This window comes from Streptomyces sp. NPDC031474 (assembly GCF_055581185.1).
The window spans coordinates 244699-257428 of record NZ_JBVIJX010000004.1; the positions used below are offsets into that span (position 1 = coordinate 244699).

The following is a 12730-nucleotide window of genomic DNA, read 5'->3' on the forward strand; positions in this document are numbered from 1 at the left end:
CCGCGATGACCTACCGTGTCTGTTTCGTCTGCACCGGCAACATCTGCCGCTCGCCGATGGCCGAGTCGGTCTTCCGCGCGCGCGTGGCGGACGCCGGCCTCGACGCACTGGTCGAGGTCGACAGTGCCGGCACGGGCGACTGGCACGAGGGCGAGAACTCCGATCCGCGCACCCTGTCCGTCCTGGAGCAGCACGGATACGCCCTCGACCACACGGCTCGACGGTTCGAGCCGGCCTGGTTCGCCCGCCTCGACCTCGTGATCGCGCTGGACTCGAGCCATCTCAAGGCCCTGCGGCTCCTCGCACCCACCGAGGAGGACGCGGCGAAGGTACGGCTGCTGCGCTCTTTCGACCCCGCGGCCTGCGACGATCTCGACGTCCCCGACCCGTACTACGGTGGCCGGGACGGTTTCGAGGAGTGCCTTGAGATGGTGGAGGAGGCGAGCGCCGGTCTGCTCGCCGCGGTGCGTGACGACGTGGAAGGACAGGTGGCATGAACGATTCCGCTCCGAAGGGAGGGCCTGAGGGAGGCGACGGCGAGGGTACGCGCGCGGTGCGGGCCGGGCTGCCCGAGCCGGTGAAGTACGAGCCGACCCTCCCCGGTCCGGTGTTCGCGGCGCATTTCCACCTGCCCGGCGAGCCCACGGGCCCGTACACCTACGGCCGTGACGAGAACCCGACCTGGACCCATCTGGAGCGCGCCATCGGCGAGCTCGAGGCGCCGGGGCAGGACGGCGTCGAGACGCTCGTCTTCGCCTCCGGCATGGCCGCGATCTCGTCGGTGCTGTTCTCCCAGCTGCGGGCCGGAGACACCGTCGTGCTGCCTGCCGACGGCTACCAGGTACTGCCCCTGGTGCGGGCGCAGTTGGAGGCGTACGGCATCGAGGTGCGTACCGCGCCGACCGGTGACGATGCCCAGCTGCAAGTCCTGGACGGCGCGAAGCTGCTGTGGATCGAGTCACCGTCGAACCCCGGGCTCGATGTGTGCGACATCCGTCGGCTCGTCGAGGCGGCACACGCGCGTGGTGCGCTCGTGGCCGTGGACAACACCCTCGCCACCCCGCTCGGGCAGCGTCCGCTGGAGCTCGGCGCCGACTTCTCGGTGGCCAGCGGCACCAAGCAGCTCACGGGCCACGGCGACGTCCTGCTCGGCTACGTCACCGGCCGGGCCGGCGAGCCGATGAGGGCCGTACGGCGCTGGCGCAAGATCGTCGGAGCCATCCCCGGGCCCATGGAGGCCTGGCTCGCCCATCGGTCGATCGCCACGCTGCAGTTGCGTGTCGACCGGCAGAGCGCCGGTGCCCTGGCCGTGGCCGAGGCGCTACGGGGGAGGCCCGGGGTGAGCGCCCTGAGGTACCCGGGGCTGCCCGACGATCCCTCCCACAAGGTCGCCTCGCAGCAGATGCGGCGCTATGGGTGCGTGGTCTCCTTCACGCTGCCCACGCGCGCGCGTGCCGAGCGTTTCCTCGAGGCGCTGCGCCTCGTGGACGACGCGACCAGCTTCGGCGGGGTGCGCTCCACCGCGGAGCGGCGCGGGCGCTGGGGCGGAGACGCGGTGCCGGAGGGCTTCATCCGGCTCTCCGTCGGCGCCGAGGACCCCGAGGACCTGGTGGCGGATGTGCTGCGCGCGCTTGCGGAGTCGGCACGATGACCGGCTTACGCGCGCCCCTACGCAGTCCCGCTCAGCACAGCGGACGGTCCGAGCCTCCCCCCTCGTGGCTCGGACCGTCCTCGGTTCTGCGCGCGAAGAACCGCGCGAACAAGGCTAATTGACTCTGTGTCAGTGTCCAATCACTGGAGCGACACAGACCTATCGACTTATTTATAGTTGGGCCCTGCCTCGGAGCCGGAGGAAAGAGCTGGGAAGGGGGAGGACACTCCATGGATCTGGCCTTGCTCCGCACCTTCGTGACCGTGCACCGGGCCGGCTCCTTCACCCGCGCCGCCGCTCTGCTGGGTCTGTCCCAGCCGGCCGTCACCTCCCAGATTCGCACGCTGGAACGGCAGCTCGGCCGCCCCCTGTTCCTGCGCCAGGCCCGCGGGGTGACGCCGACGAGCATCGGGGACGAGCTCGCCCACAAGGCCGCCCCCCACCTCGACGCCCTCGTCGAGATCGCCGAGACCGGCCTCGACGACGAATCCGCCTTACGGACGCTGCACCTCGCCGGTCCTCTCGAGTTCACCGCTGAACGGGCTCTTCCCGCGCTCACCGAGCTGTCCGGCGCCGACGGACAGGGGTTCGCCCTGCGCGCCTCCTTCGGAAACGCGGAAGATGTCCTGGAGGGCCTGGCGGCCGGACGCCACGACCTGGCCATCAGTACGGCTCGGCCACGCGGAGCGTTGCTCACAGCCACCCTGCTGTGCGACGAGGAGCATGTCCTGGTCGCCGCCCCGCAGTGGGACGAACGGATCGACACCGGGAAGCTGTGCCGCAAGGGCGCGTCCGCACTGGAGACCCTCCCTGTCGTCGAGGTTCACGAGTCGCTGCCCCTCGTCTCCCGTTACTGGGCCTCCGTCTTCAACTCCCGTCCCGCCGCCTCGGGCACCGTCATCGTGCCCGACCTTCGTGCGGTGCTCGCCTGCACGGTCGCGGGCGCCGGCCTGGCCGTTCTGCCCCGCTATCTGTGTGCGGCCGCTCTCGAACGCGGTGACGTCGTAGCGCTGCACGAGCCGGCGGTGCCGCCGCTGCGGACGTACGTCCTGGTGGTGCGCACCGGAACGCTGGCGATGCCGCATGTCGCACGAGCCCACGCATGGTTGCTGGAGGCAGCCGCCGAGTGGTGCTGAGCCGGCTCCGATACCAGATCACGGCATGAGCTCGACCGGTGACGTTTCGCGATGTTTCACGTGGAACCAGCCGGGCCACATTTCTCCCATGACCGTCCGACCCGTGGTCAAGCGCACCGCACGAGCCGTTCTGCTGGACGGCGACAACCTGATCCTGATCAAGCGCACCAAGCCCGGTGTGGATCCCTACTGGGTCACGCCCGGTGGCGGGGTCGAGCCCGATGACGCAACCGTCGTGGACGCCTTGCACCGTGAGGTCCACGAGGAACTCGGCGCCAAGATCACCGACGTCGTGCCCTGCTTCGTCGACACCGTCGAGCACATCGGCGACGACGGAGGCGCGACCGGCGTCAAAGTGCAGCACTTCTTCGTGTGCCACCTGGAGTCCATGGACCCGTCCCAGCGGCACGGCCCCGAGATCGAGGAACCCGCCGGTGAGTACGAGATCGTCCGCGTGCCGTTCACCCGGGTCGGAATCGCCTCCGTCCACCTCGTCCCGCTGTCCCTACGGCACTATCTCGACGGCAACATCGAGGGCGTCCGCGCCATGCACGCTCCCGACCTCGGCTGACCACAGGGCATCGGGTCAGCTCCCGGCGGCGACGAGTTCCTCGACGGAGTCGTGGCGTATGCGTTCGGCGGGGATGCCGACACCGCGCAGAGCGTCCACGCCGCTGCGGATCATGCCGGGCGGACCGGAGACATAGGCGTCGTATCCGGTCCAGGGACCGAAGGTGCGTATCGCTTCGGGCAGCTGGAGCAGACCGTGCCGGTCCACCACCGGGCGCACCTCCAGCCAGGGGTGGGACCGCTGGAGTCTGAGCATCGTGTCGAGGTCGTACAGGTCGTGGTCGCTGCGGGCGCCGTAGAACACCTCCACCGGACGGCGGGCGCCGTGCTCGGCGACGTCCTCGACGAGTGCCTTGATGGGCGCTATGCCGGTGCCGCCGCCCAGACAGAGCAGTCCGCTGTCCCTGGTGTGATCGACGGTCATGGAACCGGCCGGCGGCCCGAGCCGGATGACGTCGCCCGGCCGTGCGCGGTGCACCAGGGCGTTGGAGACCCATCCCGCGGGGACGGCCTTCACGTGGAACGTCAACAGACCGTCGGAGCGCGGCGCCGAGGCGAAGGAGTAGTGCCGCCAGATCCGCGGCCACCACGGCGTTTCCAGGCTCGTGTACTGCCCGGCGAGGAACGGATAGGGCTGATCGGGGCGGACGGTCAGGATGGCGACATCCGGCGTCCGAAGGTCGTGCGAGACGACCTCCGCGTACCACCACGCCGGTGCGCGCAGTTCGTCGGCGGCCGCCGCGTCGATCATCACCTGGGAGATCGTGGTGTAGGTCCGGACCCAGGCCGCCTCCGTCCCGGCGTCCCACACGGAGTCGGCGTACTTGCTCAGCGCGCCGATGAGGCACTCGCCGACGGCCGGGTAGTGCTCGGCCCGGGTGCCGTACTTGCGGTGGCCACGGCCGAGGTTCTGCAGGTACTCGACGAGGACAGGGGTGTTGTCGATGTGCTCGGCGGCGGTGAGCAGGGCCTTGAGAAGCCGGTCCCGCTGGGCGTCCATCGCGGGCGGGAAGAGCGAGCGCAGGTCGGGGTGGCGGACGAAGAGCATCGCGTAGAAGTACGACGTGACCTTGTCGGCCACTGGGGTCACCTCGGCCATGGTGCGCCGGATGAGGATGGCGTCCGGCGACGCCTCCGTGTCGGGTGCGGACCGTTGGGCGGGCACGAGGGGTTCAAGGGGCGAGGCAGTGAGTTGTTGCGCGGGAGAATGCGAGTCCACGGTCGCTTGCGACTCGTCAGGGGCCTGCGGTTGGACGGGCGCTTGAGGTGGGGAGGGGTCCTCCCGCCGGGCGGGCGTCCAGGGCTCCACGGAGGTGTGTGCCTCGACCGGGTTCGAAGCGTCGAGGAGCGAGGGCGGTTCGGTCAGCGGCTCGGGATGTGCGCCCGCTGGGGCGCCCGTCGCGGCGGGGGGCCTCGGGCCCGGCGGTATTCGGGGCCCGGCGTCCGTGGTGCCCTCCGGGGGTGCGCCGGCGTGGGAGTCGGTCGCGTTCCGGCCCACCGGGCGTAGCGCGGCCAGACGGCGGCCCCCTGAAGCCCCCTGCTCGCCCCCGGCAGCCGGTTCCGGCTGCTTACGCGGCGTGAACCATCCGTCCCCGCCGCCGGACGTGCCGTTGTCGGCCGACCTGGTGGTCGGAGCGTCCATGGTGTGCCTCGCCTCGAACATCATTCGGTCGGTCTGCGCACTTCCTGGATCGGAAGGTGCCTGCTTTCCCCGCAGACGGCTTGCTTTCCCCTTCGGTTCCGCAACCGCGACATCCGCGGTCCACCCGTATTTCCGCCCCGCGAACACGTAAGGCGAGAGCGTGACATGGGGCGCAGCGCTCTCACCGCAGCATCCCATCCTGTGCAGGCGCCTCGGTCACATCACCGGAAATGCGGGTCTTCGATCTCTCCGTCCCGTTAGGCTGCATTGCCCTGCTCTCGGCTCGCACGGAATGTGCATCACGTCAGGCGCGTCTCGTCCCGGAAGCGAACCGGAGTCGACCATACCGGCCGCCGCTCGCGGCACAAGTCCTGCCTTTCCTCGCGGAACAGCGGCTTTGCTCGACCCCTCTGTTTCACGTGAAACATGCCATCGCGGGCGACGTACTGCGCAGTCGCCGCAGCATGGCCAAAAGCACGTATGTCCACGGGGAAACCGGTGGACGCCGACGGTGCCGGTCGTACAGCCTGACCTGCGTGCCGACTCCTCCCCTCACCGCTCTACCCATCCGCCGTCTGACGCACCGGGACCTCACCGCCTGCGCCGACTTGTCCGAGGATCGGGGGTGGCCACGCGAGGAACACAAGTGGGGCCTCCTCCTCTCGGCCGGCAAGGGATACGGCATCGACGACCCCGACGGGGGGCTCGTCTGCGCCTGCGTCGTCACCGAGTACGGCCCGTACGACAGTCCCGCTCTTGGCGCCATTGGCATGGTGCTGGTCGCTGAGCGGCACGCCCGGCAGGGTGTCGGCCGTAGGCTGATGCGTCATGTCGTCTCCGTGATGGGTGCCACCCCTCTGACGCTGCATGCCACACCGAACGGACGTCCGCTCTACGAGGAGCTGGGCTTCAAGTGCACGGGCCGGGCGGAAATGGTGCGAGGTCATTTCACGCCGGACGAACGGGCTCCAGGCGTCGCCACCCGTGCGGCCACTGCCGAGGACCTGTCCTCGATCCTCCGGCTCGACGAGGAGGTCTTCGGCATCGATCGCACGCACATGATCACCCGCTTGCCGGCCTTCGCAGACCAGTTGCGGGTCGCCGAGGACAAGGGCCGGATCATCGGCTACGCGGCCGCCTGGCCCAACATGGACACCCAGGTCGTGGGCCCGCTGATCGCCCGGGACACGGCGACCGCGAAGGCCCTTCTCTCCTCCCTCGCCGCCCACACGGACCGCCCGCTGCGCACCGACATCGACGTACGGCACGAGGAACTGCTGACGTGGGTGAAGGCACGTGGGCTGGAGCCCGTTGCCTTCAACTCCGTGATGACCTACGGGATCACGGAGTTGCCGGGCGACTGGCGCCGCCGCTTCACCCCTCTGACGGTCGCGGCTGCCTGAGGACACGCGACGCCGTTCCCCTGTTGCCCGGGAAGTCGGCGTTCTTCGTGGACTGCCGCTGTCAGACGAGCGTCTCCACGGCGGTCGTGGCGATTTCGTGGTCCTGCTCCGGGGCCCCGCCCCCGACCCCGATCGCGCCGATCAGTCGGCCGTCGCGTCGAACCGGCACCCCACCCGCGATGAACAGCAGCGGCCTGTCGAGCGCCGTCGGGAGGGTGTGGAAGAGACCGCCGGGCTGCACGGCGTCGGCGAGGTCGGCGGTGGGGGTGTTCAGCTGGAGCGCCGTATACGCCTTGCGCGTGCTTGTCTCTCCGGAGATCAGTACGGCCCGGTCGTCCCGCCGGAAGGCCGGCAGATGGCCGCCTGCGTCCAGGACGGTGACACCGACCGCGACCCCCGGCGGCCTCGGCGGCGGTGCGGGCAGCCATGAGGAGGGCTTCAGCGTCGTCGATGGTCAGAGGCGCGACGGCGGCGATGCTCATCAGGGGGTTCTCCTAGTGGTGCGGGAAGGGCGGCCGGGCGAACGGACCGAGTTCAACGCTGGGCAGTCGTCTGCCGCCCGACGGGCGTGCCGCCCGCGACGACGGCGCTGGGAACGCCCGAGGCCCGGTCGCGGCGTTCCAGGGCGGCCGAGACGAAGGCAAGGAGCAGGGCGCTCGCGGCGAGGGCGGCGCCGACCCAGTTCGGCGCGGTGTATCCCAGGCCGGCCGCGATGACGAGTCCGCCAAGCCAGGCGGACAGTGCGTTGCCGAGGTTGAAGGCGCCGATGTTCACCGCCGAGGCCAGGGTCGGGGCTCCGTGCGCCTGGTCCAGGACGCGCTTCTGCAGGGGCGGGACGGCGGCGAAGCCCAGGGCGCCGATCAGAACGATCGTGAGGGCCGCGAGGACCTTGTTGTGGGCGGTCACCGTGAAGAGGGCCAGGACGACCGCCAGGGCACCCAGCGAGGCGTACAGCATGGGCATCAGGGCGCGGTCGGCGAACTTTCCGCCGATGAGGTTGCCGCCCACCATGCCGAGACCGAAGAGAACCAGCAGCCAGGTGACGGAGCCGTCGGTGAAACCGGCAACATGGGTCATCATCGGCGAGATGTAGGTGATGGCCGCGAAGACGCCGCCGAAGCCGAGGACGGTCATCGCCATGGCGAGCAGGACCTGGGCGTTCTTGAGGGCGGCCAACTCGTGCCGCAGGTGGACGCCGTCGACCCGGGGCAGCTCGGGCACGAGCTTGGCGATGCCGACCAGGCCGACGACGCCGAGCGCGGCGACGACGGCGAAGGTGACGCGCCAACCGACGTTCTGGCCGACGAGAGTGCCGAGCGGGACGCCGACGACGTTGGCGACGGTGAGGCCGGTGAACATCATCGCGATGGCCCCCGCCTTCTTGTCGGCGGCGACCAGCTCGGACGCGACGACCGAGCCGATGCCGAAGAAGGCGCCATGGGCGAGGGAGGCGACCACACGGCCGATCAGCATGACGGTGAAGGTGGGGGCGACGGCGGAGAGCAGGTTGCCGGCGATGAACAGAACCATCAGCAGCATCAGCATTCGCTTGCGGGCGACCTTGGTGCCGAGGGCGGTCATGAGCGGGGCTCCGAACATGACCCCGAGCGCGTAGCCGGTCACGAGGAAGCCGGCCGTGGGAATGGAGACGCCGAAGTCACCCGCGACCTCGGGGAGCAGGCCCATGATCACAAATTCGGTCGTTCCGATTCCGAAGGCCCCGATCGCGAGGGCCAGAAGCGCGAGAGGCATAGGGGGTGACACCTTCCGAGAAGATTGCACGTGCGCTTTGCGTGCGTTGACAATAGTTGCACACGCGGGCTAAATGCAACCGCCGTCTATTTCGTATTTGCTCTATCCTGGTGTCAGCCGCTCCGGGACCGAGGAGAAACCCATGACTGCGACGGACCCCGCGCTCACCGCCCTCGCCCAGAGCTGGTGCGCCCTCTCCCTGCTGCACGGGAGGATCGAGGCCCACATCGAGCGCGCACTGCAGGCCCGCCACGACCTGAGCGTGCGCGAGTACTCCCTGCTCGACGTGCTCAGCCGACAGCACGACGGCGACGGCGGGCATCTGCAGATGAAGCAGGTGGCCGACGCGGTCGTCCTCAGCCAGAGCGCCACCACCCGACTGGTGACCAGGCTCGAGGACCGCGGCCTGCTCGAGCGCTATCTGTGTCCCACCGACCGCCGCGGCATCTACACCAACGTCACCGAAGCCGGTCTGAAGCTGCTCGCCGACGCCCGCCCGACCAACGACGCCGCCCTGCGCGAGGCACTCGACGAAGCCGCGAAGAACCCGGAACTGGCCCCGCTGGTACAGGTCGTGGAGTCACTGAAGGCACCCGCCGCCTTGGGTGCATAGGGTCGCGGGCATGGAAGATCTTGAAATACGGGCGGCCGTCGCCGAGGACATCCCCGCAATCGTCGGCATGCTCGCGGACGACCCCCTGGGCGCACAGCGCGAGTCGCCGGACGACCTCAGCCCGTATCTGACCGCGTTGGAACGGCTCACCGCCGACCCGAACCAGCGCCTGGTCGTCGCTGTCCGCAAGGGGCGCGTCGTCGGCACCCTCCAGCTGACGATCGTCCCGGGTCTGTCCCGCCGCGGCTCGACCAGGTCGATCATCGAGGGCGTGCGGGTACACGCCGACGAGCGCGGCAGCGGTCTGGGCACGCGGTTCGTCGAGTGGGCGGTGGAGGAATCCCGGCGGGAGAACTGCCAGTTGGTGCAGCTGACCTCCGACACCACACGCACCGACGCCCATCGCTTCTACGAGCGGCTGGGCTTCGTGGCCTCGCATGTGGGATTCAAGCTGCAGCTCTGAAGGCTCGGTGTGCCGGGAGAACCGTTCCGGGCCGGAAGCGCGCTGTTTCACGTGAAACAGCGCGCTTCCGTGCGTCAGGTGCGGCTAGCCGATAGCCCGCCACCCCTCCGGGTCGACGCCGCCGGGGACAGCCGCCTCCTCGTCGTACGGCTGACGCGTGAACACGAACGACCCGAGGTCCAGGTGGTCCACGCTCCCATCCGGCCGTCGTACGGCCCGCAGGAGCTCTTCGGCGTAGTAGCCCTCCAAACCGGTCCAGGTACCGTCCCCGTTCGGCCGGAACCGGGAGCGCCGACCGCCGCCGGACAGCGGCCCCAGCGAGATGAGCCCGTCGGCCGTCACACGCAGGGCGAAGGGGTTCGTACCCCAGTACCACTGGCCCGCCAGTTCCAAGACGGAAGAGTCGACCTCTCGCAGCGGACGCCACGGTTCGGGAATCCGTGGCTCGGCCTCGGCGACGATGCGTACGAGATCGGCGGCCACCTGGGTCGTCAGAAGGCCGGAGGTGCAGTTGGCGAGCACCACCGCGGCAACGTCGTCCGCCACGCCCACGGTGAGGGTCGCCAGGAATCCGGGAACCGAGCCGGAGTGCCCCACGAGCAGTCGGCCGTCCCGGTGCTGAACCTGCAGTCCGAGTCCGTACGTGGCGCCGTCCGCCACATCCGCCAGCCCGGGCGGAGCCGCGGGCGTCCACATCTCGCGCAGGGTTTGCGCGCTCAGCACCCGGTCGTCACCCCGCATCAGGAAGGCGGCGAATCGCGCGAGATCGCCGGTCGTTGACCAGAGCTGCCCCGCCGGGGCCATCCGCCCGAAGTCCTCGGCCGGCTCCGGCAGCATCACGTCCGCCCACGGGTGCACCGCCCACCCGCCCGCAGCCGGCGCCTGCGATCGGACACTCGTGCGGTTGAGCCCCAGGGGTTCGAGCACTTCACGCCGCAATACCTCTTCCCAGGACGCTCCACGGAGCTCTTCCACAAGAGCGCCCAGGAGGGTGTAACCGGGGTTCGAGTAGTGGTAGCGGCGGCCGGCCTGGTGCGGGGTGGCCTGGTCACCGAGGACGTCGGCGAGTTCGGGCCGTAGCGAGCCCGGGGTCCGCTCCCACCACGGTCCGGGCGCCTCGGCCGGCAGCCCGCTGGTGTGGGCGAGCAGTTCGGCCACCGTGGCCTCCCCCGCGCCGGTGCCGGGCAGGTGTTTCTCCAGGGGGTCCCCGAGGTCGAGCACCCCCTCGTCGCGCAGCCGCAGCACAAGGACTGCGGTGAAGGTCTTGGTGATGGAGCCGATCCGGTACTGCACGTTCCCATCGGGCGCGTGACCGTCGACCGAGGTCCGTGCCCCGTGCCACACGGCCAGCCCGTCCCGTACGACCGCGGCGACCAACGAGGGGGAACGCCCTTCGGTCTGGGCTACGGCGATCCGGTGGAGCAGCGCCCGCCGCGTGCCGGGGAGCAGCTCTTCCTGAGGTGTCGTCATAGGCCCAGTCCACCCGCCCGCGCGGCCGACGTCGAGCTCATTTCACCAGGAAGTCGAGGCCGATCCGGAAGGCGTGGTCGCATCCCGGTGGCGCGCTCAGCACGCCGCTCGGCGATCTCCCGATGCGCCGCGTCGATTATGTACGCCTTGACTGCGGCAACCACCGGCATGATGGCGTCCACGTCGAGGCGTACTGCTTCCGGGGATCAGGTCTGCGCCATGTCCACGAAGCGCGAGTAGTGGCCCTGGAAGGCCACGGTGATCGTGGCCGTGGGGCCGTTACGGTGCTTGCCCACGATGATGTCCGCCTCGCCCGCGCGCGGGGACTCCTTCTCGTACGCGTCCTCACGGTGCAGCAGGATCACCATGTCGGCGTCCTGTTCGATGGAGCCGGACTCACGCAGGTCGGACACCATCGGCTTCTTGTCCGTGCGCTGCTCGGGACCTCGGTTGAGCTGCGAGAGCGCGATCACCGGGACCTCCAGCTCCTTGGCCAGCAGCTTGAGGTTACGGGACATGTCCGAAACCTCCTGCTGACGACTCTCGGAGCGCTTGGAGCCACCGGCCTGCATCAGCTGAAGATAGTCGATGATCACGAGCTTGATGTCGTTGCGCTGCTTCAGTCGGCGGCACTTCGCGCGGATCTCCATCATCGACAGGTTCGGGGAGTCGTCGATGTAGAGCGGCGCGGAGGAGACCTCGGGCATCCGGCGGGCCAGGCGGGTCCAGTCCTCGTCCGTCATGGTGCCGGACCGCATGTGGTGCAGGGCGACGCGGGCCTCGGCGGAGAGCAGACGCATCGCGATCTCGTTGCGCCCCATTTCCAGGGAGAAGATGACGCTTGGCAGGTTGTGCTTGATCGACGCCGCGCGGGCGAAGTCCAGCGCGAGCGTGGACTTGCCCATGGCGGGACGGGCCGCGATCACGATCATCTGGCCCGGGTGCAGACCGTTGGTGAGCGAGTCGAGGTCCGTGAAGCCGGTGGGCACACCCGTCATCTCGCCGCTGCGTGAGCCGATCGCCTCGATCTCGTCGAGGGCGCCCTCCATGATGTCGCCGAGCGGGAGGTAGTCCTCGCTGGTGCGCTGCTCGGTGACCGCATAGATCTCCGCCTGGGCGCGGTTGACGATCTCGTCGACGTCGTCGTCGGCCGCGTATCCCATCTGGGTGATACGCGTGCCGGCCTCGACCAGGCGGCGCAGCACCGCACGCTCGTGAACGATCTCCGCGTAGTACTCGGCGTTGGCGGCCGTGGGCACCGTCTGGACGAGGGTGTGCAGATAGGACGCGCCGCCGACCTTGTTGATCTCGCCGCGTTTGGTGAGCTCGGCGGCGATGGTGATCGGGTCGGCCGGCTCGCCCTTGGCGTAGATGTCGAGGATCGCCTGGTAGATCGTCTCGTGCGCGGGCTTGTAGAAGTCGTGGCCCTTGAGCACCTCGACCACGTCGGCGATGGCGTCCTTGGACAGGAGCATGCCGCCGAGGACGGACTGCTCGGCATCGAGGTCCTGCGGCGGTACCCGCTCGAAGGCGGTGCCTCCGCCTTCCCACTCACCGCTGTCCCGGCCGCGATCATGCTGTTCGTCCCGACCGCGCCCGCCGTCACTGCGCCGGCGGGAAGAGGGCAGACGATCACTGGGACCGCTGTCGGCCCACGGGTCGTCCAAGGGCTCGGAAATGCTCAACCGAGCCACCTCCTCCCGTCCGCCGAGCGGACCTCGCCGTGTCTCTTTTCTACGGCACGGCACTGACAACTGAGAGGCCCAACTCCGGTTGTGGCGCGTCGGTTTTGTAAGGGTTTTCTCGACCGACGGACGGAGCGGGCGCCGGACCACGGTAGGCCCGCGGGCACCGTCAGCCAATCTGGTTATCCACAGGCCATGTGGACGACGGCCCCTATGCTGTGGAGAACTCCGCAAAACCTGTGCACGACTCGGTGGACAGTGCTGTGAACAAGCCCTCGTCTTTTCCTGCCAAGCGCCCCTGACCTGCACGTTCCCCATCCACTGGCTGTGCAGAAGAAAAAGTTG

The 12730-nt window shown here is 69.4% G+C and carries 11 protein-coding genes and 1 pseudogene; 7 read left to right on the forward strand and 5 right to left on the reverse strand.

The features are described from left to right. The first annotated feature begins 5 nt into the window (after window positions 1-5). From ACZ5SK_RS09370 to ACZ5SK_RS09385, 4 genes are all read left to right on the forward strand, one after another. On the forward strand, window positions 6-497 hold the full coding sequence (locus ACZ5SK_RS09370; RefSeq protein ID WP_468575661.1) for a low molecular weight protein-tyrosine-phosphatase: 492 nt from the start codon (window positions 6-8) through the stop codon (window positions 495-497). Continuing rightward, complete coding sequence (locus ACZ5SK_RS09375) at window positions 494-1651, forward strand: cystathionine gamma-lyase (protein WP_334578650.1); 1158 nt, start codon at window positions 494-496, stop codon at window positions 1649-1651. Before ACZ5SK_RS09370 ends, ACZ5SK_RS09375 begins: the two co-directional genes overlap by 4 nt. A gap of 230 nt (window positions 1652-1881) precedes the next feature. Continuing rightward, window positions 1882-2787 carry a LysR family transcriptional regulator gene (locus ACZ5SK_RS09380; RefSeq protein WP_468417755.1) on the forward strand — a complete coding sequence of 302 codons (906 nt, stop codon included), beginning with the start codon at window positions 1882-1884 and terminating at the stop codon, window positions 2785-2787. Between the two features lie 88 nt (window positions 2788-2875). Continuing rightward, window positions 2876-3358, forward strand: a complete 483-nt coding sequence (locus ACZ5SK_RS09385; protein WP_079661202.1) for an NUDIX domain-containing protein — start codon at window positions 2876-2878, stop codon at window positions 3356-3358. 15 nt (window positions 3359-3373) lie between these two features. Here the strand turns inward: ACZ5SK_RS09385 and ACZ5SK_RS09390 are convergent, their stop codons facing one another. Further along, window positions 3374-5020, reverse strand: a complete 1647-nt coding sequence (locus tag ACZ5SK_RS09390; protein WP_468417851.1) for a globin domain-containing protein — start codon at window positions 5018-5020, stop codon at window positions 3374-3376. A 515-nt stretch (window positions 5021-5535) separates the two neighbouring features. On the opposite strand from ACZ5SK_RS09390, the gene ACZ5SK_RS09395 reads away from it, so the two are divergent. Then, entirely contained in the window at window positions 5536-6402 is an 867-nt protein-coding gene (locus tag ACZ5SK_RS09395) for a GNAT family N-acetyltransferase (RefSeq protein WP_361710326.1), read from the forward strand. A 61-nt stretch (window positions 6403-6463) separates the two neighbouring features. On the opposite strand, the pseudogene ACZ5SK_RS09400 reads toward ACZ5SK_RS09395, so the two are convergent. Both ACZ5SK_RS09400 and ACZ5SK_RS09405 read right to left on the reverse strand, forming a co-directional pair. Then, a pseudogene (locus ACZ5SK_RS09400) lies at window positions 6464-6884 on the reverse strand (GlcG/HbpS family heme-binding protein). Window positions 6885-6936: 52 nt separating this feature from the next. Further along, window positions 6937-8154, reverse strand: coding sequence for an MFS transporter (locus tag ACZ5SK_RS09405; protein WP_334578655.1), 1218 nt, complete (start codon window positions 8152-8154; stop codon window positions 6937-6939). 142 nt (window positions 8155-8296) lie between these two features. Between ACZ5SK_RS09405 and ACZ5SK_RS09410 the strand changes: the two genes are divergently transcribed. Both ACZ5SK_RS09410 and ACZ5SK_RS09415 read left to right on the forward strand, forming a co-directional pair. Then, complete coding sequence (locus ACZ5SK_RS09410) at window positions 8297-8767, forward strand: MarR family winged helix-turn-helix transcriptional regulator (RefSeq protein ID WP_334578656.1); 471 nt, start codon at window positions 8297-8299, stop codon at window positions 8765-8767. 10 nt (window positions 8768-8777) lie between these two features. After that, a complete protein-coding gene (locus tag ACZ5SK_RS09415; protein ID WP_099936447.1) occupies window positions 8778-9230 on the forward strand; it encodes a GNAT family N-acetyltransferase in 453 nt (150 codons plus the stop codon). 84 nt (window positions 9231-9314) lie between these two features. On the opposite strand, the gene ACZ5SK_RS09420 is transcribed toward ACZ5SK_RS09415, so the two are convergent. Together ACZ5SK_RS09420 and dnaB are read right to left on the reverse strand one after the other, a co-directional pair. Further along, window positions 9315-10700, reverse strand: coding sequence for a serine hydrolase domain-containing protein (locus tag ACZ5SK_RS09420; RefSeq protein ID WP_468417758.1), 1386 nt, complete (start codon window positions 10698-10700; stop codon window positions 9315-9317). 206 nt (window positions 10701-10906) lie between these two features. After that, window positions 10907-12385 (reverse strand): replicative DNA helicase, encoded by a 1479-nt coding sequence (dnaB, locus tag ACZ5SK_RS09425; protein ID WP_319337428.1) that lies wholly within the window; start codon window positions 12383-12385, stop codon window positions 10907-10909. Window positions 12386-12730 lie beyond the last annotated feature (345 nt).